The sequence below is a fragment of the Streptomyces antioxidans genome, from assembly GCF_000968685.2.
Taxonomy (GTDB): domain Bacteria; phylum Actinomycetota; class Actinomycetes; order Streptomycetales; family Streptomycetaceae; genus Streptomyces; species Streptomyces antioxidans.
On record NZ_LAKD02000011.1, the window covers coordinates 39,263 to 61,195 of the forward strand.

Annotated in this window: 15 protein-coding genes; 7 read left to right on the top strand and 8 right to left on the bottom strand. The window is 72.8% G+C overall.

The genetic code is table 11. The features are described from left to right. Positions 1 to 30 precede the first annotated feature (30 nt). Positions 31 to 2,376: a bifunctional glycosyltransferase/CDP-glycerol:glycerophosphate glycerophosphotransferase gene (locus VT50_RS06180; RefSeq protein ID WP_078840871.1), complete on the bottom strand. Its 2,346-nt coding sequence runs from the start codon at positions 2,374 to 2,376 to the stop codon at positions 31 to 33. A 173-nt stretch (positions 2,377 to 2,549) separates the two neighbouring features. Here VT50_RS06180 and VT50_RS06185 point away from each other — a divergent pair, with 173 nt between their 5' ends. Continuing rightward, the gene (locus tag VT50_RS06185; RefSeq protein ID WP_046088571.1) at positions 2,550 to 3,359 is read left to right on the top strand and encodes an inositol monophosphatase family protein; all 810 of its coding nucleotides are present in this window, start codon (positions 2,550 to 2,552) and stop codon (positions 3,357 to 3,359) included. A 74-nt stretch (positions 3,360 to 3,433) separates the two neighbouring features. Here the strand turns inward: VT50_RS06185 and VT50_RS06190 are convergent, their stop codons facing one another. The 3 genes from VT50_RS06190 to VT50_RS06200 all read right to left on the bottom strand — a co-directional run bounded on the left by VT50_RS06190 (position 3,434) and on the right by VT50_RS06200 (position 5,282). After that, the gene (locus VT50_RS06190; protein ID WP_046088572.1) at positions 3,434 to 4,168 is read right to left on the bottom strand and encodes an SDR family NAD(P)-dependent oxidoreductase; all 735 of its coding nucleotides are present in this window, start codon (positions 4,166 to 4,168) and stop codon (positions 3,434 to 3,436) included. A gap of 82 nt (positions 4,169 to 4,250) precedes the next feature. After that, positions 4,251 to 4,472, bottom strand: coding sequence for an ester cyclase (locus VT50_RS06195; RefSeq protein WP_053048703.1), 222 nt, complete (start codon positions 4,470 to 4,472; stop codon positions 4,251 to 4,253). A gap of 66 nt (positions 4,473 to 4,538) precedes the next feature. Further along, positions 4,539 to 5,282, bottom strand: a complete 744-nt coding sequence (locus tag VT50_RS06200; protein WP_046088573.1) for an SDR family NAD(P)-dependent oxidoreductase — start codon at positions 5,280 to 5,282, stop codon at positions 4,539 to 4,541. A 131-nt stretch (positions 5,283 to 5,413) separates the two neighbouring features. Between VT50_RS06200 and VT50_RS06205 the strand changes: the two genes are divergently transcribed. After that, positions 5,414 to 6,004, top strand: a complete 591-nt coding sequence (locus VT50_RS06205) for a TetR/AcrR family transcriptional regulator (protein ID WP_240529059.1) — start codon at positions 5,414 to 5,416, stop codon at positions 6,002 to 6,004. Positions 6,005 to 6,119: 115 nt separating this feature from the next. Further along, a complete protein-coding gene (locus VT50_RS06210; protein WP_046088575.1) occupies positions 6,120 to 6,785 on the top strand; it encodes a peroxiredoxin-like family protein in 666 nt (221 codons plus the stop codon). A 152-nt stretch (positions 6,786 to 6,937) separates the two neighbouring features. On the opposite strand, the gene VT50_RS06215 is transcribed toward VT50_RS06210, so the two are convergent. From VT50_RS06215 to VT50_RS40255, 4 genes are all read right to left on the bottom strand, one after another. Continuing rightward, entirely contained in the window at positions 6,938 to 7,819 is an 882-nt protein-coding gene (locus VT50_RS06215; RefSeq protein ID WP_046088576.1) for a carbohydrate ABC transporter permease, read from the bottom strand. Next, positions 7,816 to 9,189: a carbohydrate ABC transporter permease gene (locus VT50_RS06220; RefSeq protein ID WP_046088577.1), complete on the bottom strand. Its 1,374-nt coding sequence runs from the start codon at positions 9,187 to 9,189 to the stop codon at positions 7,816 to 7,818. The genes VT50_RS06215 and VT50_RS06220 overlap by 4 nt, the downstream gene beginning before the upstream one ends. 24 nt (positions 9,190 to 9,213) lie before the next feature. Further along, the gene (locus VT50_RS06225; RefSeq protein WP_046088578.1) at positions 9,214 to 10,572 is read right to left on the bottom strand and encodes an ABC transporter substrate-binding protein; all 1,359 of its coding nucleotides are present in this window, start codon (positions 10,570 to 10,572) and stop codon (positions 9,214 to 9,216) included. 326 nt (positions 10,573 to 10,898) lie between these two features. Then, complete coding sequence (locus tag VT50_RS40255; RefSeq protein ID WP_240529060.1) at positions 10,899 to 15,974, bottom strand: FHA domain-containing protein; 5,076 nt, start codon at positions 15,972 to 15,974, stop codon at positions 10,899 to 10,901. 554 nt (positions 15,975 to 16,528) lie between these two features. On the opposite strand from VT50_RS40255, the gene VT50_RS06240 reads away from it, so the two are divergent. The 4 genes from VT50_RS06240 to VT50_RS06255 all read left to right on the top strand — a co-directional run bounded on the left by VT50_RS06240 (position 16,529) and on the right by VT50_RS06255 (position 21,897). After that, entirely contained in the window at positions 16,529 to 18,205 is a 1,677-nt protein-coding gene (locus VT50_RS06240) for a serine/threonine-protein kinase (protein WP_046085432.1), read from the top strand. Positions 18,206 to 18,452: 247 nt separating this feature from the next. Further along, entirely contained in the window at positions 18,453 to 19,796 is a 1,344-nt protein-coding gene (locus VT50_RS06245; RefSeq protein ID WP_046085433.1) for a serine/threonine-protein kinase, read from the top strand. 40 nt (positions 19,797 to 19,836) lie between these two features. Beyond that, positions 19,837 to 20,949, top strand: a complete 1,113-nt coding sequence (gene prfB / locus VT50_RS06250) for a peptide chain release factor 2 (RefSeq protein WP_046085434.1) — start codon at positions 19,837 to 19,839, stop codon at positions 20,947 to 20,949. Positions 20,950 to 21,240: 291 nt separating this feature from the next. Beyond that, positions 21,241 to 21,897: a PT domain-containing protein gene (locus tag VT50_RS06255; RefSeq protein WP_046085435.1), complete on the top strand. Its 657-nt coding sequence runs from the start codon at positions 21,241 to 21,243 to the stop codon at positions 21,895 to 21,897. Positions 21,898 to 21,933: the final 36 nt, after the last annotated feature.

Consider the following 21,933-nt stretch of genomic DNA (forward strand, 5'->3'; position numbering starts at 1 on the left):
GTCGGGACGGGGCGCGGGGGCTGGTTGGGGCTAGTGGGGGCGGCTCCGGTGGGGGAGTGAGACGGCGGGTGGAGCGCATACGCTCCCGGCCAGCGGGGCGGTCCGGCCGTCGCCGGACCGGTCATGGTCGGCTGCGGGGGTACGAACGGCGGCGGGTGCGGGACGGCGCTCGGCGGGCGGGACGACGGGCGGCAGCAGTTCGTGGCGCTCGCCGAGGAACACCCGGCGCACCACGCGCTCGGCCGCCCGCCCGTCGTCGTACGGACAGAAGCGGGCGCGGAACGCGGCGCGCAGCGCGGCCGAGCGCGGACCGCACCAGGCGCCCGTGGTGAAGAGGGCGATCAGCTCGTCCTCGGTGCGGGAGACCGGTCCTGGCGGGGCGGCGGTGATGTCGAAGTAGGTGCCGCGGGCGGCGCGATAGGCGTCCCAGTCGTCGGCGTGGACGACGATGGGCCGGTCGAGATTGGCGTAGTCGAACATGATGGACGAGTAGTCCGTCAGCAGTGCGTCGGCCGCGAGGCACAGCTCCTCCACCCGGCCGTACCCCGAAACGTCGAGCACCCGTCCGCAGGCGCTCCCCATGGCCCCGTTCGAAGCCTGGAAGTCCTGGAAGCCCTGGAAGTAGTGCGGCCTGACCAGCAGCGTGAACCCGGGCCCCAGCGCGCGGGCCACCCGCTCCGGGTCCAGCCGCGGCCCCGGGCGGCGCTGGTAGTCGCGGTGGGTCGGGGCGTACAGCACGGCGACGCTGCCCGCCGGGATGCCGAGCCGGGCGCGCAGCCGGGCCACGTCGTCCTCGGTGGCGTGCTGGAAGACGTCAGCGCGCGGCGAGCCGTAGGGGAGCGTGGTGTAGCCGGAGGGGTAGACCCGCTCCCAGACCAGGGTGGTGTGGCGGTTGGCGGAGAGGCTGTAGTCCCAGCGGTCCACCCGCTCCAGCAGCTTGCCGAAGTCCATGCCGCGGGCGGCGGCGGGACGGTCCAGCAGATCCAGGCCCATGTGCTTGAGCGGGGTGCCGTGGTGGGTCTGGAGGTGGATCTGCCCGGGCCGCTTGCGCAGCCCCGGGGTGAAGTTGACGTTGTTGACGAGGAAGCGGGCGCGGGCCAGCGCCGTCCAGTAGGCGGCCGAGCCGGGGTGCAGGCGGCGCACCCCGGGCGGCAGGGTGTGGGCGTACTCCGGGGTGGTGATCCAGGCGGTACTCGCCCCCGGCACCAGCTCGCGCACCTTCGCCTCGATGGCCGCCGGGTGGCAGGCGTAGCCCTTGTGCCAGTACGCGGCGAAGACGGCGAGCCGGGGATCGAGAGGCAGGCACAGCTGCACCCGGTAGTGCGCCCAGAGTGCCACCGCGCGCAGCCGGGCATACCCGACCGGGCCCAGGGCGACGACCCTCCGCCACCCCCGACCGCCGCTCCGCAGCAGCTCAAACGCCCACCGGGCACCCAGCCGCAGCAGCAGAGACCGCCACCGGGCGCGCCCGGGCGGGGTGGCCGCGCCGTACGGCCGGTAGCGCCGGTGGTGCGCGCCCGCCCGGCGGAAGAACTCGGCCCGGGCCCGCACCGGCAGCCGGTCCGGCGCGGCGGCGATCACGCCGAGGTGGTCGACCATCCGCCGGAACAGCGCCGGGCGCCAGTGGGCCAGCTCGGGCCGGGCGTCGAGGAACCGGAACACCCGGTCGTACTGGTCGAACACATCGAGGTGGCGGCGGCTGGTGGTGCGCAAAATCCCGCCGCGCCGCCGCTGCCGGTAGTGGACGCACACCCGGTCAAGGACGGCGATGGACTCCGCGCTGAGCAGCACGGAAAAGGTCCAGGGCGTGTCCTCGTAAAATCCGGCCGGAAACGCGAAGCCCCCCTCCCGGACGAAGTCCCGGCGGTACGCCTTGTTCCAGGCGACCATCAGCAGCCGCGACAGCTCCGGCCGCTGATCGAGCCGGAAGACCTGCCGGACGCATCCGGGGTCGCCCTCCCGGAGCAACCCGGCCCGGACGTTCCGCACGAGGTCGCCCGTCCAGTCCACCCGCGCGTAGTCGAAGACCAGCACCTGCGGCTCGCCGGTCCGCGCCAGCCGGTCGGCGATGGCGCGCAGCGAGCCGGGGGCGAGGGTGTCATCCCCGTCGAGAAAGAGCAGATAGTCCCCGGTGGCCCGCCGGATCCCGGCGTTCCGCGCCCGCCCGAGCCCCGCGTTCTCCGCCAGATGCACGGCCCGTACCCGCGGATCCCGCTCGGCGGCCTCATCGATGAGCGCGCCACACGCGTCCGGCGAGTGGTCATCGACCGCGATCAGCTCCAGGTCCGTGAAGTCCTGCTCCAGCACGGACCGCAGACACTCACTCAGATACGGCTGGACCTCGTAAGCGGGCACGATGACGCTGAACCGGGGCACGGCGCATCCCATCGGTCGAAGCGGCACGGATGGTTTCTCACACCATCATCTGAACGCCCAGCCAATGGCGCGCCGCCCTCGCCGGGCACGCCAGAAAAGCCCCCCGTTCGGCCCAACCCGCGGCGGCGCACGCTCAGCCGTGCCTGTCAGGGTCCCCCGATACTCTGGGCGACGTGACCCACTCCTACGCGCGTCCCGACGATGCCGACGTCGCGATAGCCGCGGCACGTGCTGGCGCGGACGTGGTGCGCGGCATGTACGGCCAGCGGCTGGCCCGCATCGACAAGGGCGCCGGGGACTTCGCCACCCCAGCCGATGTGGAGGCCGAGGAGACGATCATTGCCTCCATCCGTGCCGCTCGGCCCGATGACGCGGTGCTCGGCGAGGAAGGCGGACGGCAGGGCCCCACCGCCGCGCGTGAGTGGCTCGTGGACCCCTTGTGCGGCACGCTGAACTATTCGGTCGGCACCATGCTGGTGGCCGTCAACGTGGCGTTGCGCAACGGGGCGGCGGCGGTGGCCGACCCGTTCAGCGGCGAGGTCTTCTTCACCGACGGCGAGACCGCCCGGGTACGACACGAAGGCGCCGACGCCCAGCTGGCTCCCACGTCCACCACCCAGTTGGTGGACATGAACCTGGACGCCCCGTTCCCGAGCGCCCCCGGCTTCCGGACCGTGGACCTGCTGGCCCACCCCGCCTTCGCCGAGCACTTCCGCCCGCGGGTCGTCTCCACGACCCTGGCGCTGGCCTGGGTCGCCTCCGGCAAGCGCGCCGCATACGTCACCGACGGCAGTGCCCTGCACGATAGCGTGCACTTCGCCGCGGGCATCGCGGTGTGCCGGGCCGCTGGCTGCGTGGTCACCGGAATCGACGGCGACCCCATCGGCCAGGCAAGCCGCGGCCTCGTAGCGGCCGCCGACGCTGAGACCCACGGTCTGCTGATGTCGATGATCCGCGGCCGCGGCTCTGGGGGAACCGCCTAGCCGGGCTGCCAGGTCCGAACTGAAACCCCGGTCTCGTGCCCGCCTTGGTGAGCAGACTGGGCCCCGTGGTTGGTTCAGATGGCGGTGCGTCCGCCGTCGATGTGGATGGTGGCGCCGGTGATGTAGCCGGAGCGGTCGGAGGCGAGGAAGCCGACGAGGTCGGCGACTTCCTCGGGCTGGGCGACTCGGCCGAGCGCGGTGGTGGCCGCGAGCTGGTCTAGGACGTCAGGGGTGCCCATGGGGGTTTCGACGGGGCCAGGGGCGACCGTATTGACGCGGACGCCCTGTCCGCTGAACTCGGCGGCCCATTCCCGGGTGAGCGAGGTGAGTGCGGCCTTGCTGGCGCCGTAGGCGGAGGAGCCGGGGATTCCGATGGTGGCGGCGAGACTGCCGATGTTGATGATCGCTCCGCTTCGTTTGCTGAGCATTGCGGGGACGAAGGCGGCGACCAGCAGGAAGGGGCCTCGCACGTTGGTGGCGTAGGTGGCGTCCAAGTCCTCGACGCTGAATGTCTCGGTCGGTCCCCAGATGGCGAGGCCGGCGTTGTTGACCAGGATGTCGATCTCGCCGACTTCCTCGTGCAGCGCGCTGATGTGGGCGGGGTCGCCGATGTCGGCGGAGGTGAACTGGGCACTGCCCCCGGCATCGGTGATGCTGCGGACGACGGCGGTGCCGCGTTCGGTGTCGCGCCCGACGACGACCACGTGAGCGCCCTGGGCGGTGAGGTGGCGTGCGATGGCCGCGCCTATTCCGCTGGTGGCACCGGTCACCAGCGCCCGCTTGCCGTTGAGGGAGAGGTTGTCGGACATGCGTGGAGAGGCTCCTTCTTCCGTAGATTGCTGGTGCTGGGCCGTGGCTCGCGGCCGACTCAGGCGTGTGGCGAGGACGGGTTCAGAGGGCGACGGCGTCGAGTTGCGAGAGCATCTTGAGGAGGTTGCCGACGCCCCAGTGGCCGGTGATACGGCCGGTGTGGACCTTCATCACGTCCACGGTCTCGAAGTCCACAGTCCTGCCGGTGGGCCCGACGCCCAGGATCGGGCCGGTCTGGGTGCCGCGGTAGATCTTGTAGGTGGTGACCATGGGACCGCCGGCGATCTGCCGTACCTTTCGCATGGAGGCGCCTGCTTCGGGGTGGCTCACCGGCGCGATGGCGGACTCGCCCCGAAAACGGCGGCGGGGTCAGATCTGGGACTGGCCGCCGTCGACCGTCAGGTCAGCGCCGGTCGTGTAACTGGAGTCGTCGCAGGCCAGGAACAGCACGGCGGCGGCCACCTCCTCCGGGCGCCCCAGGCGGTTCAGCGGGACCGTGCTGCGCATCTGCTCGCGCAGGCCATCGGCGCCTTCGCCGGCCTGGGCCTCGAAGATGGGCGTGTCGATTGGGCCGGGGCTGAGTGAGTTCACCCGGATCCTCCGCTCCTTGAGTTCAGCCGCCCAGCTTCGGGCGAAGGAACGGGTGGCGGCCTTGGCCGCCGAGTACGTGGTGTACGGGGGCGCGCCGATCAGGTGCGCGGTGGAGGAGATCAGCACCACCGACCCGCCGTCATTGAGCAGCGGGAGCGCCTTCTGGACGGTGAAGAACGTGCCGCGGGCGTTGGTGTTGAACGTGGAGTCGAAGTGCTCGGGAGTGGCCTCGGCCAGGGTGACCAGCTCAACGAAGGCTGCGTTCGCCACGATCACGTCGACCGAGCCGCGCTCCTGACGCACCCGCTCCCAGAGCTGGTCGAGATCGTGGAGGCTGGAGACATCACCCTGTACGCCGGTGACGTTCTGGCCGATCTCCGCCTCGGCCTTGGCCAGGGCCTCAGTCCGTCGGCCGGTGATGAAGACATGCGCGCCTTCATCGGCCAGCCGCTTCGCCGTGGCCAGCCCGATACCGCTCGTGCCGCCGGTGACGACCGCGGTCTTCCCGCCCAGCTTGCCCATGATCGGTTCCTCGTTCCTGCGGTGATCGCAAAATGTGTAGTGGTCGCTAAGGCTCCCGCGACCTACAATGTAGCGACTGCTAAGAAAAAGCAAGTCGGAGAATAGGGGTCACCCGAAGTAGGAGGATGGATATGCCGCGAGGCCGCAGGCGCGGATTCGACAGGGGTGCCGCGTTGGACACCGCCATGGAGATGTTCTGGCGGCGGGGGTACGCGAGTACGTCCGTAGCCGACCTCACCGCTGCCATGGGTATCAATCCGCCCAGCCTGTACGCGGCGTTCGGAAACAAGCGTGCACTCTTCGAAGAGGCCCTTGAGCGCTACGCGCGCGAGCGCTCCCGCTATCTGGCGGAGGCGATGGCCGAGTCCACCGCCCGCGCCGCCACCCTCCGCTTCCTGAGGGGAACCGCCGAGGCGGCCACCCTTCCGGATCGGCCGGCCGGCTGCCTGACCGTTCAGGGTGGGCTCGCCTGTGCCGAGGAGGACCGCGAGGTGGTCGAGCTCCTCGCCGCCTATCGCGCGGGCACCCGCCGGGCGCTCCTGGAGCGCTTCGAGAAGGCCGTCGCCGACGGCGATCTCCCCGAATCCACCGACTGTCCCGCGCTGGCCAGGTGTGTCGTAGCGGCAGCCGAAGGGCTCAATGTCGAGGCCGCGGCCGGAGCCCCGCGCGAGGAGCTGCTCGCTGCCGCGGCCCTCGGGGCTGCTGTGGTGCCCGATGCGTAGTCCAGCTGTGTAGCGACCGCTAAAAATATTTGCACGGAGCCGAAGGGGTGCCTACGCTGACTTTAGCGATCGCTACACATGAGAGTGTGGCGCACCCAGCACACGGGAGATCCTCATGTCCCTCCAGGACCGACTCGATGACCTCAAGGCCCAGGGTGAGCCGACCATGCCGGACGGCGTCGTCGACGCCTTCCACCGCGGCACCGCCGAGCTGATCGCCTCCGGCCAGGCACGGCATGCCCTGAAGGCCGGCGACGCGGCCCCCGCCTTCGCCCTCGCCGACAGTGACGGCAACGATGTCTCCTCCCGCGACCTGCTTGCCCGCGGCCCCTTGGTCCTCACGTTCTACCGCGGCGTGTGGTGCCCCTACTGCAACCTCGACTTGCAGGCTCTGGAGGACGAGGCCGCCCGCATCCGCGGCCTTGGCGCGACGCTGGCCGCGATCTCGCCGCAGACCCAGCCCAACAGCCGCCGCTCCCGCCGCGAGAACCACCTGAGCTTCCCCATCCTGTCCGACACCGGCAGCCGGGTCGCCCAGTCCTTCGGCCTGCGCTTCGAACTGCCCGACTACCTGCGCGGCACCTACAAGAGCCTGGGTGTCGACCTCGCGCACATCAATGGCGAGCCCTCCTGGACCCTGCCCATGCCCGCTCGCTACGTCATCACCCCCGACAGCGCTATCGCCTACGCCGAGGTCAACCCCGACTACACCCGCCGTCCCGACCCCACCGAGCTGTTGCCCGTTCTGGAACGTCTCGCCACGGCGGCCACGCCCCGCTGAACCAACGTCCCGGCTGCGCCCGGACCCCAGGCACGACGCGCTCCGGCTGTGGTGTGCCGTCACGTGCGGCCATGACGTACAGCCATGACGTCAAAAGGGGGCGGCCCGGCACCCTGGGGGTGCCGGGCCGCCCGCCGTCCGGGAGGGGTGCGTTACTTCACCGCGCCCGCCATCACGCCCGCCACGAACTGCCGCTGGAAGGCGAAGAAGACCGCCAGCGGGATCACCATCGAGATAAAGGCACCGGGGCCCAGGATGTCGATGTTGTTGCCGAACTGGCGGACCTGCTGCTGGAGCGCCACCGTGATCGGCGGGTTGCCGCCGTCGGCGAAGATCAGGGCGACCAGCATGTCGTTCCATACCCACAGGAACTGGAAGATGCCCAGCGAGGCGATGGCCGGGCCGCCCAGGGGCATGACCACGCGCAGGAAGAGCCGCAGTTCGCCCGCGCCGTCCAGGCGGGCCGCCTCCAGGAGTTCGCGGGGGATCTCCGCGAAGAAGTTGCGGAGGAGGAAGATCGCGAAGGGAAGGCCGAAGGCGGTGTGGAAGAGCACCACGCCCGTCGTGGTCTGGAAGATGCCGATCTCGCCGAAGAGCTTGGCGACCGGGATCAGGGCGACCTGCACCGGGACGACCAGCAGGCCGACCACGATGAGGAACCACCAGTCGCGGCCGGGGAAGTCCATCCAGGCGAAGGCGAAACCGGCCAGTGCGCCGATCACGACGACCAGCAGGGTCGCCGGGATGGTGATCGCCAGGGTGGTCCACAGCGAGTCGGTGATCTGCTGGTTGCCCAGCAGGTCGTCATAGGCGCTGAAGGTCAGCTGGCCCGGGTCGCTGAAGACCTTCCACCACCCGGAGATGTTCGCCTCGGCCGGATCCCGCAGGGAGGACAGCAGCAGCCCGGCGGTCGGCATCAGCCACAGCAGGCCGACCAGGATCAGAACGACCCGCAGGGCACCGCCGCCGGCGCGCGCGGCGATCCGCGCGACCAGGGACTGCTTCGCTCGTACGACCGTGTCCGCGCTGGTCATCGGCGGCTCTCCCTTCGGATCCGGCGGATGTTGATGATCATGATGGGCATCACGAGCAGGAGCAGCAGAACGGCGATGGCGCTGCCGAGGCCCTGGTTGACGTCGGTCCCGAAGGACGACTGGTAGAGCTGGAGGGCGAGCACGTTGGCGTCGTCCTTGCTGGGGTCGGGCGCGATGATGTAGACGAGGTCGAAGATCTTCATCACGTTGATCATCAGCGTGACGACCACGACCGAGAGCACCGGTGCCAGCATCGGCACGGTGACCCGGCGGAAGACCTGCCATTCGTTGGCGCCGTCCATCCGCGCGGCCTCCATCAGCTCACGTGGCACGCCCGCGAGGCCCGCCGCGATGAGCACCATGGCGAAGCCCGCCCAGATCCAGACGTAGGAGCCGATGATGGCGGGGGTGACGAGGGACGGGCCGAGCCAGTCGATGCCGTTGTACGGCTCGGAGAAGTTCCAGGCGGGCAGCCGTAGTTGGGCGCCCTCGGCCTTGGCGGGCAGCGTGTACGTACCGTCGGCCGCCGTCGTGGCCCTGCCGACCACCTTGCCGTCCTTGACCGCCTCCACCTTGAGCCCGGCCATCGCCTTCTCGCCCTTGTCGATGGCGCCCTCCTTGCCGAGGCCGCCACGGGTGAAGTCGAACCAGACCGTGCCGGTGACCTTCCCCGCCTCGGGCTTGGCGGCCTTGGCGTCCTGTGCATCGCTGATGTCGTCGCGCTTGGCGGCGACAAGCGGCAGCGAGGTGGGGGAACCGGCCTTGAGCGTCGCGTTCGTGGTGTACGCACCGCTGGAGGACTCCGTCGTCCCGGCGGCCGGACGCGGATGGGCGCCGGGGAACGGCGGCGACTCGCTGAACGAGTCGTGCACGCTCACCCACATGGCGTTGGCCACGCCCTTGTCCGGGTCCTGCTCGTAGACCAGCCGGAAGATGATGCCCGCCGCCAGCATCGAGATGGCCATCGGCATGAAGACGACCAGCTTGAAGGCGGTGGCCCAGCGGATCCGCTCGGTGAGCACGGCGAAGATCAGGCCCAGCGCGGTGGAGACGGTCGGGGCCAGGATCAGCCAGATGATGTTGTTCTTGATGGCCGTCTTGGTGGCGTCGTCGGAGAACATCTCCTGGTAGTTGTCCAGGCCGACGAAGCCATTGCCCGAGGCGTCGAACAAGCTCCGGTAGACGGAGTAGCCGATCGGATAGACGACGAGCGCCCCGAGCAGCACCAGGGCGGGCAGCAGGAACACCGCCGCCAGCCAGGGCCGCGTGCCCATGACGCTCTTCGGCTTCTTCGCGCTCGGCCCATTGGCCGGTGGGGCGGACGATGCCCGGCCAGGTGTGGCCGCGCCGTCCGCTGTCGCGGTCGACATGATGTGGATCTCCCGGTCGAGTCGTCAGTTCTTGTACGCCTTGGCGGCATCCCGCTCCAGCTGGCGCTGGATGCCGTCGACATTCCTCGGGTTCTTGAGAAAGTCCTGGAGCGCTTTCCACTCGCCCTGCGCCGGCTTGCCGCCGAAGGAGGCGGGAGCCTGGTCGGACATGTCGAACCGGAAGTCATTCCCCGCCGCGATCAGCGCCTGTGCGATCTTGCGCATGGAGGCATTGGGATAGGCGCTGAACTTGACGTTCTTGTTCGCCGAGATAAACCCGCCGGACTGGGCCCAGATGGTCCCCGCGTCGGGCGAGGCGAGGAAGGTGAGCAGCGCCTGCGCCGCCTTGGTGTTCTTCAGCGCCACGCCGACGTCGCCGCCGGTCACCACCGGCGCGTCCGCGCCCACCGCCGGGAACGGGAACACCTGCGCGTCCTGGTCCAGCTCCGCGCCCGCGTCGGCGACGTTGGCGGCGACGAAGTCGGCCTCGAAGACCATGCCCGCCTCCGGCTCCGCCTTGTCGCCGAACGTCTTGGTGACGGAGTCCGGGAAGGCGGTGTGCAGGGCGCCGCCCCGGCCGCCCGCGACCAGGCCCTTGGTGCCCCAGAGCTCGGCGAGCGTCTCGAGCGCCTTCTTCACCGAGGGATCGGTCCACTTGATCTTGTGCTGGGCGAGCTGGTCGTACTTCTCCGGGCCCGCCTGGGAGAGATAGACGTTCTCGAACCAGTCGGTGAGCGTCCAGCCGTCCTGGCCGCCGACCGCGACCGCGTCGGTGCCGGAGTCGGAGACCAGCTGGGCCTCCTTCAGGAATTCCGGCCAGGTCTTGGGCACCTTGGCGCCCGCGTAGTCGAACGCGGAGGTGTTGTACCAGAGCAGGGATTTGTTGCTGGCCTTGAAATACACCCCGTAGGGCTTGCCCTGGTACGAGCCGAGGTCCTGCCAGCCCTTGCTGAAGTTCTTGGCGAGCTGGGCCCTGGCGGGGGCGTCGAGCGGCTTGGCCCAGCCCTTCTGGGCGAATTCGCGCATGACGCCGACCTGTCCGACCATCGCGACGTCCGGCGGAGCGCCGCCCGCGACCTTCGAGCCGACGAAGCCCGCCATGTCGTCACCGCTCGGCACGAAGGAGACCTTGGCGCCGGTGCGCTTCTCGAACTCCTTGAGCACCTTGGTGAAGTTTTCCTGCTCGGTGCCCGTCCAGACCGCCGTGACCTGGAGTTTCTGCCCCTTCAGATTCGGCAGCTGCACGGTGTTGGGCGGCGGGCCGCCGCTGACCGTGTCTCCGTCGTCGCCGCCGCAGCCCGCGGCGGTGAGCATGAGTGCTCCCGCCGCCAGCAGGGCCACCGCGGCGCGTGTCGAACGCTTCGTAGGAAGCGATACGTGCATCCCCGTGTTCCCTCCGATGCCAGCCGCCCCCGTGCGACCGTGTCCCGTGCTGAGTAGTCCTACGCCCGGTCACCGAACGTGGCAATACTGCGTCGGGCGTTCACTCACGGATCGTGATCGGGCCGTGATGAAGGAGCGATCCTGAAATGGGGCAGGTGGGACAGACGGGAGGGCGGCCGGAACGGATCGGAAACCCGGCCGGGGGCGAGGGGAACGCTCGGAAACGGCTGCGAAACGGACGTGAATCGGGCGGGTGCCGGGCGTTGTGGGGGGGCTGGGATCGGGCCGTTGCCGAACGGGGTGCGGACGGTGGCGAGCGGGGCCGGTCAGATCAGTGCGGGCGGGGTGGGGGCGTCCGCCGACTGTGCGGCGCGCTGTAGCGCACTGGCGAGAAGTGCCAGGTCGGTGGGGCCGTTCCCCAGCTCGCGCAGCGGTCGACGGGCGGGTGGATCGCCCATCCGCCGCCACTCCAGCGGTACGACGGTGGGCCGCTGGGTCGCGGTGCGCGGTATCCGTCCGGTCACCCGGCCCGCCTGGAACGGCGTCCCGGCGCCGTCATCCGGGCGGAACAGCCGCCCACGGCCCGGCGCGGGGCCGCCACCCGGGGCGGCTGCGGTGGCGGGAACGGAGGTGACCGAGCGTGTCGACGCGGCGGGGGCCGTATCGGACCCTCGGGGCTCGCCGGGGTGGGTGGGGTGGGTGGCGCCTGCGGGGCCGGTGACGGGGCTCGTCGCGGTGTTCAGCGGGCGCGCGTCCAGGGCGATCCGCAGGGCGGCCCGCTCGACGGCCGCCGTGTCCGCCGTACGGTCCGGACGGCCGGACGCCACGACCAGATGCACCCCGAGGCGGGCGCCGTCCCGGGCGATCGCCTCCAGCGCACGGACGACCGAACCGGACGCCGGACGGCCGGGGCTGCCGAGGGCCGGGGCCACCAGCGCGTCGAAGTCGTCGACGATCACGACGAGCCGGGGGAGGAGGGAATGGGGATGGGCGGGCGCAGCGCTCGCGGTGCGCCGGGCGCGCAGATTGAGCGTATGGAGGGTGTCGCTCGGAGGAGGGTCGATATCGCCGGGCGGCCGGGGCGCGACAACGCGCGGCGCGTCGGCCGCGCGGGCGGCACGGGTGGCACCGGGCGTCCCGGCTGGGTTGGGTGTGCTGGATCTCCCGGTCGTGCCCGGTGTACCGGGCGAACGCGGCGTACCGGGCGAACCGGTGCCGGGTGTGCCTGACGTACCGGCTGCACGGGGTGCACCGGCTGTGCCGGGGGCACTGGGGGTGCCGCCTGAACGGGGCGTACCGGGTGCACCGGCCGCACCGGCTGTCCCGGCCGCGCGGGGCGGCGTACCGGCCGCACCCGGGGCCCTGGACGAACCGGCATCGGCCGGCCCCGGCGGGACGGTGCCGGGCGGGCCCGGGTTGGGGCGCATCGGGGTGCCCGGGGCCGCGGCGCCGTCGGCCTCGCCGGGCCGGTCGTGCCACTCCGCGAAGTCCCGCTGGCCCAGTAGCTCGGCGCGGCGCTTGAGCTCCGAGCTGAGGGCCTGCGCGAACTCCCGCATCCGCACCGGGTCCGTGGCCGACAGATGGGTCGAGACATGCGGCAGGTCCGTGCACAGCCGCAGCCCCTCGCCCGGCCCGGTCCCGGTCCCGGCCCCGGATCCAGGGCCGGACCCGGCGCCGTCGACGAGGATGAGCTCCAGCCGGTCCGGCCGTTCGGCGGCGGCGAGCGAGGCGGCGAACGAGCGCAGCAGCTCCGTCTTTCCGGTGCCCGCCACGCCGTCGATCAGCGCGTGCGGCCCCTCGGCGGCCAGATCGACCGTGAGCGGGCCGCGCGGACCGGCGCCGAGCACCGCCAGCGCCCGCCCGCCCGCGGGGACCTCGTCCGCGGCCGCCGCCCAACGGGCCAGCAGGGACGCGGGCGTGGCCCGCGCCAGCCCCAACTCGTCCAGCAGCCGGGCCGAGTCCGGCAGTGGGACCGTCGGCGGGCCGTCGGAGCCGCCGAACGCGCCGTCCTGCGCGGAGGTGGCCGGGCGCAGGGGCGCGAGCGCCCGCGCGAACCGCTCGGCCCACGCCGCCGACACCGCGTCCACGGTCACGGTCGTGGTGGCGCCGGTCGCGCCGGTGATCCCCTGGACCCCGCTCGTGCCGGGCGCGGTCCCGTCCCCGTGGACGATCTGGAGCCCCGTGGCCACATCGCCGCTCAGCACGGCCGCCACCCCGCACGCCGCGAAGGCCGCGGCCGCGGAACGCGCGGCCTCATAGCTCATCGGCAGCGGGGACGCGGGCGATGCGGCGGGCGCCTCGGCCAGACTGAGCAGATGGATTCCGGCCGCCGAACCGCTCACCGCCAGCCGGGCGAGCGTGTCGCGCAGCGCGGCGGGGCCGGGGGCGCCGTCCACGACCACCACCGTGTACGGCCCGAAGTGGCGCTCGGCCGCGGACCGCGCGGCGGCCGGGGAAGCGCTCGCCCAGCCGGGGCCCAGCGGACCGTCCTCCAGCCGCCGGGTCAGCTCCTCCGTACGGGCCGCGGCCTGCTCCGCGTCGTACGCCAGCAGCAGTCGGCAGTCCTGCCCGCGCAGCGGCTGGACCTGCGGCAGCCAGCCGAGCCACGACCACTCCGCGAGCCGCCCCTCGCCGCTGATCAGCACGATCTCCAACGCGGCCGGTGAGTGCAGGGCCGCCAGCTGCGCCACGACGGACCGGGCGAGCCCCGCGACCCGCGTCCGCGGGCCCGCGAGCCCCAGCGAGCCGCACCGCCGCAGATCGACGGTCACGGGCGCGGCGGGCAGCAGCCCGCCGTCGGCCGCCAGCTGGTCGGCCGAGCCGAGCCGTACGGTGAGCGCGTCCGGATGCCCGGGGGCGCGCTCCCAAAGGCGCGAGCCCGGCCCCAGCGCCGTCATCAGCAGGGTGGCCGGATCCGGCCACCGCCGCTGCAGCGCCTCCGCCTCCGCGGCCGCCCGCGCCGCCACGTCCCGGTCCTCCCGCGCCTCACCGCGCTCGGCCGCCTTGCCCCCGGCCAACTGCCGTACCCAAGCCCCTATTCCGCGCCGCCGAGCCTGCGCCCCGGGCGCGTCCAGCGCATAACCCCCGGTATGCGTACGCTCCCCGGCGCCCCGCCGCCCGGGGCCGTCAGCCCCCGCACCGGCGGCCTGCGGCTGGTCCCCGCCACGGCGGTCGCGGTCGGCGGGGGCCCCGCCACGGCCCGCGCGGCCGGGGTCCGCCGCGCCCGGCCCCGGGCCCGGCTGGCCACCGGGGTAGGGCTGGCCACCGGGGTAGGGGACGGGCCCTTCCGAAGCGCCGGACCGGCCGCCGTACGGTGCTCCGCCGTGCCCCGCGTCGGCGGCGGACCCCTGCGGGCCCTCCGGCCCCCGTCCTCGGCCGTACGGCCGACCGCCGCGCCGGGCGTCGCCGTCTCCGGTGCCTGGACTGGGTTGCCGTCCGGAGCCGGTGTCGCCGTACGGTGCCCCGCCGGGTCGGCCGTCGGTGGACGGCGCTCGATGTGGGCCCTGGTCACGTCCGTCCGTGTCGCCGCGTCCTTGGCCGTACGGCTGACCGCCGCGCCGGCTGCGGCCTGTGGCGTCGCCCAACGGTGCCCCGCCGTGGCCCGCGTCGGCCGACCCCGGGCCCTCGTGGCCGCGTCCTTGGCCGTACCGCCGACCGCCGCGCCGGGCGTCGTCGTCATCCGCTTGGGCGTCGTCCGGCCAACTGCGGCCCGTGGCCGTGCCGTCGTAAGGGGCGCCGCCGGGACTCGCCGGGGCGCCAGTGGCTCCACGGGATGTGGGCCGGTGGTCCTGGGCGGCGTCCGTGTGGGGGGCGCCGGTCGGCCGTGGGCCGTGGCCAGGGTGCGCGCTGCCGCCCGTGTCGGGTCGGCCCTGGTCGGCTCGCGCGGGCTGCCCCGCTGGGTCCTGTCCGGTGGCTCCGGCCCCGGGGGCGCGCTCACCGCGTCGGGTGCGGGCGGTGGACGGGTCGTCGTGGGGCCGGTCGCCGGGGGACGAGGGCCGCTGCGTGCCCGGGCCGCGTCCGGCGGTGTCGCCGCGCGGCCCGGTGCCCGTACCGGTGCGCGGCCCGGGGACCACACCCGCACCGGGTCCCGTGCCCGCGCCGGGGCCCGCATCGGTACCGGACCTCCACCCGTCGTCGTCCCGGTGGCCGTGGGCACTCACCCCACCCGGGGCCCCGGTGCCCGTGCCGCCACCCGGTCCGGGGGACGCGCTGCCGTGCCGTCCGGGAGCAGTGCCGCCGTGCCGCCCGAGGGAGGCGTCGCCGCGCTGCCCCGGGACCGCGCTGGTGCCTGACCCGGTGCCCGCGCTGCCGTGCCGTCCGGTGCTCGTGCCGCCGCCTCGCCCGGGAGTCGCGCCGCCGCCCGGCCCCGGGGGCGCACTGGCATGCCGCCCAGTGCCCGTACTGCCGCTCGGCCCGGGGGGCGCGTCCTCGCCCCAGCCGTCGTCGTCCTCAGGGGCGCCAGCCCGTTCGTGGGTCGTGTGAGACTCGTCACCGGGCTGGGTCACCCTCGTCCAGCCCGTGCCGGGGTGGTGGGCGGGAGGGGTCCAGGGGCCCTTGGCGGTGTGGGTGGGGGCGGCCGGTTGGGGGGCGCCGGTCCAGGGGGCCTTGGCGTGGGTGGGGTGGTCCCCGGCGGGGGTGACGCGGAGGTGGCCCTCCCCGTCCGCCTGGACGGGGACGCGGGTGGGGGCCGACGGCATCGCCGAGGCCGTGGCGGGCACGCGCAACCGCAGCGCGGACTCGCCGATCCGCAGCAGCGCCCCCGGCTCCAGGGGCACCGGCTGGGGGCCCACGGGGACGCCGTCGGCGGCGGTGCCGTTGGTCGAACCCAGGTCGGCGACGGTCACGCGGCCGTCCTCGGCGACCGTGACCGCACAGTGCAGCCGGGAGACGTCGGGGTCGTCCAGGGGGACGTCGGCGTCGGCGGAGCGGCCGATGCGGACCTGGCCGCCGTGCAGCAGATGGACACCGCCCGCGTCGGGCCCCGCGACCACGTCCAAGTGGACCGTGGCGTCGGCGACGGCGGTCTCGGGCAGCCCGGGGTAGCCGGGGTAGTGGTCGGAGTCGGGGTCGGCGTCGGCGGGGCCGTGCAGGGAGAGCACCGCGCCGTCCACCAGCGGCGGCTCGCCGAGCGCACAGCGCTGCGGGTCCAGCCGCTCGCCCCCCGCGTACAGCACCACCGCACCGCCGCCCCCGCCACCGGCGCCCCCCGCCTCGTGCCCCGCCGCGGCGACCGCGTCGGCCAGACCACTGGCCACCGCGGCGAGTGCCGTGCCGACCGGGGCGGTGACCAGGACGTCCACCGCGCCCACGAGGGCGTGCGGCCCGGACGCGGGCACAGGATGGTGGCCGGAACGGCCCGGGTGGGCGCTGCGCGGCCCGAGGACGGTCAGCCGAATCTGCATCGCCGTCAACGGTCCCTTCTGTCCGGGGGGCCGGGCAGGGGTGCCGATCCCCACCACCGCCCCCAGGCCCTTCGGCACGTACAGGTCCGTACGGGGTCGTACGGGTCACGGAGCGTGAGCCTCCCGGCGCTCGGCGCTTCCGTGCTGCCTGCATCCTCGCACCTGCCACCGACACTTCGCCCGCCGCCCGGCGCTACATGATCTTGATTGGTCGGCTAGTCGGCCGAAACTGGCTGATTGCGACCGGAACCGCCGCTCTGAGTCGCCCTTGGACCGCCCCGGGCCGCCCCCGAGCCGCCCGTGAGGCGACGGAGGCAGCAGTTGGCAACCATCCGTCCGGATCACACGTCTTCCCCCGCGCCGGACCCTCGTGTGGTGATCGGATAGGGCTGACCGTGCGTCGCCATTACAGTGGGGCGGACGAGCACGGCAAGACGAACACCAGAGCAGACCCACCCAGCAGATCGCCAGCAGAAGCCAGCAGAACGCCAGCAGATCACCCACCACACCATCGCAGTCCACCGATGGAAGACCACGATCAGGGAGCGCATGACGTGCGGCCGGTAGGCAGCAAATACCTGCTCGAGGAGCCGCTCGGGCGCGGAGCCACGGGCACCGTCTGGCGAGCCAGCCAGCGGGAGACGGCGGGGGCCGAGGCGGCCGTGGCCGGGCAGCCCGGCGAGACCGTCGCGATCAAGGTCCTCAAGGAGGAGCTCGCGAACGACGCGGACATCGTCATGCGCTTCCTCCGCGAGCGCTCGGTGCTGCTCAGGCTCACCCACCCCAATATCGTCCGCACCCGCGACCTGGTGGTCGAGGGTGATCTGCTGGCCCTGGTCATGGATCTGATCGACGGCCCGGACCTGCACCACTACCTGCGCAGCAACGGCCCGTTCACCCCCGTGGCGGCGTCCCTCCTCACCGCCCAGATCGCCGACGCGCTCGCCGCCAGTCATGCCGACGGTGTGGTGCACCGCGACCTGAAGCCCGCCAACGTGCTGCTCGCGGGCACCGGCGAGGGCCAGGAGATGCACCCGATGCTGACCGACTTCGGCATCGCGCGCCTCGCCGACTCCCCCGGCCTCACCCGCACCCAGGAGTTCGTCGGCACCCCCGCCTATGTGGCGCCGGAGTCCGCCGAGGGCCGCCCCCAGACCTCCGCGGTGGACATCTACGGCGCGGGCATCATGCTCTACGAACTGGTCACCGGCCGTCCGCCGTTCGCGGGCAACACCGCACTCGAGGTGCTTCACCGCCACCTCAGCGAGGAGCCGCGCCGCCCCTCGACCGTGCCCGAGCCGCTGTGGACCGTCATAGAGCGCTGTCTGCGCAAGCGGCCCGAGGAGCGCCCCAGCGCGGAGAACCTGGCCAGTGCGCTGCGCGTGGTCGCCGCCGGTGTCGGGGTGCACGCCTCGGCCGCGCAGGCCGAGGCGGCGCTGGGCGTGGCCGCGCTGCTCGCCCCGGACCCGGCGCCCGCGCCGGTCCCGGACACCGCGCCCGCGGGCTCGGCCGACCCGACCCAGGTGCTGCCCACGAACGCCCCGGGCGGCACCCCGTCGTACGACCCGGCCGCGGCCACCAACGTGATGCCGACCACGGGCGCGAACGCCGGGGGCGCCGACCCGACGCGCGCCATGCCGCCCGTACCGCCGGGCGGACCGGGCCAGGATGACCCCCACCCCTGGCAGAACCAGCTGCGCGCGGCCCGTGACCGCAATGAGCAGACCCAGGTCCAGTACCTCGACCCGAGCGAGGACCCGCTGCGCCGCCGCCCCCACCGCCAGGCGCCGCAGCAGCAGTACCAACAGCCCCAGCAATACCAGCAGCCGCAGCAGTACCAGCAGCCCCAGCAGCGGCCCCAGCGCCAGCGGGGCCGCCAGCAGCCGCCGCCGTACGCCCAGCAGCAGCCGCAGCAGTACGCCCCGGCGCCGCACCAGCCCCAGCAGCCCCAGCCGCAGCGTTACGCCCCGCCGCCGCAGCAGCCGGAGCCGCGCCGCGAGCCCCGGCAGCGCAGCTCCAACCCCAACCGGATGAAGATCCCGGGCCTGGGGTGCCTCAAGGGCTGTCTGTTCGTGATCGTGGTCCTGATCGTCGGCTCCTGGCTGGTCTGGGAGCTGAGCCCGCTCAAGGACTGGATCGCCGACGGCAAGGGCTACTGGGACGCGGTCTCGGGCTGGGCCAAGGACATCGGCAACTGGATCGAGGACCTGGGCGGCCCCAGCGGTCCCTGATCCGCCTCAACTCTGATCCGCCCCGGGGTCCGGGCCCTTTCCGGGCCCGGGACCGGAGCCCCACCCCCGTACCTCCACCCTCGTACCTCCGCCTCCGTGCCTCACACTCCGGCGATTTGTCGACACCCGAAGGGTGTTTTCCGCCGCAGAAGTGACAGTTGGCGCTGTCTGGTGCACCCAACGCGCCAGTAGCCGCGTAGCTTTGTCGCCAACGTGCCCCCCTTGTTCGTGAGGATTCGGAGCAGTCTTGTCACGGAAGATCGGCAGTCGGTACACCGCGCATCAGCTCCTGGGGCGCGGCAGCGCCGGTGCGGTGTGGCTGGGTGACGGGCCCGAGGGACCCGTCGCCATCAAGCTCCTGCGTGAGGACCTCTCCTCCGACCAGGAACTGGTGGAGCGCTTCGTCCAGGAGCGCACCGCACTGCTCGGCCTGGACCACCCCCGGGTGGTCGGGGTGCGCGACCTGGTGGTCGACGGCAATGACCTCGCGCTGGTCATGGACCTGATCCGGGGTACGGATCTGCGGACCCGCCTCGACCGCGAGCGCAGGCTCGCCCCCGAGGCCGCCGTCGCGATCGCGGTGGACGTCGCCGACGCGCTGGCCGCCGCGCACGCCGCCGGGGTCGTCCACCGCGACGTCAAGCCGGAGAACGTGCTGCTGGACATGCAGGGTCCGCTCGGCCCCGGCGGTGCGCACCCCGCCCTGCTCACGGACTTCGGCATCGCCCGCCTGGTCGACGAGCCGACCCCGATCCGCGCCCAGACCGCCCGCGACCGGGCGTCCTCCCAGGGCCGCTCGCCGAGCCCGCGCAGTGTGATCGGTACCCCGGACTACCTCGCCCCCGAGATCGTCGAGGGGCTGCCGCCCAGGGCCAGCGTGGACGTCTACGCCCTGGCGACGGTCCTGTACGAGATGCTGGCGGGCTTCACGCCCTTCGGCGGCGGCCACCCGGGCGCGATCCTGCGCCGCCATGTGACCGAGACCGTGGCGCCGCTGCCGGGGATCCCCGACGAGCTGTGGCAGCTGCTCCTGCAGTGCCTGGCCAAGGCGCCCGCCTCCCGGCTGCGCGCCTCCGAGCTGGCCGCCCGGCTGCGCGAGCTGCTGCCCAGCCTGGCCGGATATCCGCCGCTGGACATCGACGAGCCCGATGAGCAGGAGGAGGGCGGCGAGCGCGAGGGCGCGGAGGCGCGGACCCCGCACCGCGGCGTCTCCGTCCCCGCCTCCGGACCCGCGGCCCACACCCCGCCCCCGCGGCGGCGCGGTGCGGTGCCGCTGGTCCCCGGCGCGGTGCCGGACTCCAGCCGGGAGACCCACACCAGCATGCGGGTGCCCAGTGCGGACGAGCTCGCGGGCGGCGCGCACGGCACCGCGCGCGCTCCCCGGGTGCACGGCCAGCGCCGTGCGGGCTCGGCCCGTAACCCCGCGGTCGCGGGCGCGCTGCGCCGCCGTCGGCTGAAGGTGGCCGCGGTCACCCTGGCCGCGCTGGTCGCCGTGGGGCTGGGCGGATGGCTGGTGGCGAGCGGTGACGACGGCGGCGATCCGCCCAAGGGCGGCGAGCACTCCGCCTCCCAGGACCCGGGTACGCCATGACCGGGGACGGTCAGTCTTCGGCAGCGGTTACGCTGGTCCCGTGGCAGTCGTCGATGTATCCGAAGAGCTGAAGTCCCTCTCCTCGACCATGGGGTCGATCGAGGCCGTCCTGGACCTCGACAAGATGAGGGCCGACATCGCCGTGCTCGAGGAGCAGGCGGCGGCCCCGTCCCTGTGGGACGACCCGGAGAACGCGCAGAAGGTCACCAGCAAGCTCTCCTATCTCCAGGGGCAGCTGCGCCGGACCGAGGAGCTGCGCGCCCGGATCGACGATCTCGAGGTGCTGTTCGAGCTCGCCGAGGCCGAGGGCGACGAGGACGCCCGGGTCGAGGCCGATGCCGAGCTCGAGGCCGTCCGCAAGGCGGTCGACGAGATGGAGGTGCGCACCCTCCTGTCCGGCGAGTACGACGCCCGTGAGGCGGTCGTGAACATCCGCGCCGAGGCGGGCGGGGTGGACGCCGCCGACTTCGCCGAGCAGCTTCAGCGGATGTATCTGCGCTGGGCCGAGCGCCACGGCTACAAGACCGAGATCTACGAGACGTCGTACGCGGAGGAGGCCGGTATCAAGTCGACCACCTTCGCCGTGCAGACCCCGTACGCCTACGGGACGCTCTCGGTCGAGCAGGGCACCCACCGGCTGGTGCGGATCTCGCCGTTCGACAACCAGGGCCGCCGCCAGACCTCCTTCGCGGGCGTCGAGGTGCTGCCGGTCGTCGAGCAGACCGACCACATCGAGATCGACGAGTCCGAGCTGCGCGTGGATGTCTACCGCTCCTCGGGCCCCGGCGGCCAGGGCGTCAACACCACCGACTCCGCGGTGCGGTTGACCCACATCCCCACCGGCATCGTCGTCTCCTGTCAGAACGAGCGCTCGCAGATCCAGAACAAGGCCACCGCGATGAACGTCCTGCAGGCCAAGCTGCTCGAGCGGCGCCGCCAGGAGGAGCAGGCCAAGATGGACGCGCTCAAGGGCGACGGCGGCAATTCCTGGGGCAACCAGATGCGTTCGTACGTCCTGCACCCGTACCAGATGGTCAAGGACCTGCGCACCGAGTTCGAGGTCGGCAATCCACAGGCCGTGCTCGACGGTGAGCTGGACGGTTTCCTCGAGGCGGGGATCCGCTGGCGCAAGCAGCGGGAGCAGGCGAAGTAGCCTTCCCGTTCGCCCCAACGGGCCGGGTGCTCCGCGTTTTTGGTCACAGTCCTGTACCCATGCATGCGGCAACCAGTTCCATAGTGGACATCTCGCACGCAATGGTCTTGACGGTGGTTTGAAAACTGGGAAGGCTGACGCGCGGCATGCGTATGACTGGGGCGCGTGGTGCACGGGGGCAGGCGGACCGCCTCGGAGGGATAGGGGCCCGCGGAGACTGAGACACCCCGAGCCGATGCCCCGTGCATAGCTGCTCCATTGACGAGTACAGCTACTGGGGGTAGCAGGCAGATGACGAAGAAGACGCGGCTGCGCGTCGCGCGAATAGCGGCCGGTGCGGTGATCGCCGCCGGCGCGTCGCTCACCGCCGCCGGCGCCGCATCGGCCGTTGGTGTCGATGTCGGCATCGGTGGCGTGAACGTCTCGGCGAACGTGGACGAGAAGGGTGTGGACGTCGGCGTCGGTATCGGCAAGGGCGGCCCGTCCGGCGAGCCCACCGACGAGCCGACCTCGATCCCGACGGGCGAGCCCACGGGCGAGCCCACGGACGAGCCGACCGGTGAGCCGACGGACGAGCCCACTCAGCCGCCCACGGACGAGCCGACCGAGCCGCCGACCGGTGAGCCGACGGACGAGCCGACCGGGCAGCCGACCGACGAGCCCACCGACGGCCCGACCGCCGAGCCGAGCACGCCCGGCCAGGGTGGCGGCGGCGGTGGCGACGACAGCACCTGCATCGTGGACCTCGAAAGCACCACCTGCCACGACAACACCGGTACCGACAATGTCGGCTCCAAGCCGGTGGAGCAGGGCAAGGCCAAGGAGCAGCTGGCCGAGACCGGTGCCTCCGAGACCACGTTCCTGCTGGTCGGCGCCGCGACGATGATCGCCGGTGGTATCGGCTTCCGCTTTGTGCCGCGTCTGGTGAACCGCAACAACGTGGCCTGATCGCGCGCCTCACGCACGGTAAGGGGCCCGGAGCGC

Coding starts and splice junctions, on each gene's coding strand:
- VT50_RS40255 (WP_240529060.1), bottom strand. CDS start 15,974: ATGCAGATTCGGCTGACCGTCCTCGGGCCGCGCAGCGCCCACCCGGGC.
- VT50_RS06190 (WP_046088572.1), bottom strand. CDS start 4,168: ATGTCCGACAACCTCTCCCTCAACGGCAAGCGGGCGCTGGTGACCGGT.
- VT50_RS06255 (WP_046085435.1), top strand. CDS start 21,241: ATGACGAAGAAGACGCGGCTGCGCGTCGCGCGAATAGCGGCCGGTGCG.
- VT50_RS06205 (WP_240529059.1), top strand. CDS start 5,414: ATGCCGCGAGGCCGCAGGCGCGGATTCGACAGGGGTGCCGCGTTGGAC.
- VT50_RS06195 (WP_053048703.1), bottom strand. CDS start 4,472: ATGCGAAAGGTACGGCAGATCGCCGGCGGTCCCATGGTCACCACCTAC.
- VT50_RS06220 (WP_046088577.1), bottom strand. CDS start 9,189: ATGTCGACCGCGACAGCGGACGGCGCGGCCACACCTGGCCGGGCATCG.
- VT50_RS06225 (WP_046088578.1), bottom strand. CDS start 10,572: ATGCACGTATCGCTTCCTACGAAGCGTTCGACACGCGCCGCGGTGGCC.
- VT50_RS06215 (WP_046088576.1), bottom strand. CDS start 7,819: ATGACCAGCGCGGACACGGTCGTACGAGCGAAGCAGTCCCTGGTCGCG.
- VT50_RS06210 (WP_046088575.1), top strand. CDS start 6,120: ATGTCCCTCCAGGACCGACTCGATGACCTCAAGGCCCAGGGTGAGCCG.
- VT50_RS06200 (WP_046088573.1), bottom strand. CDS start 5,282: ATGGGCAAGCTGGGCGGGAAGACCGCGGTCGTCACCGGCGGCACGAGC.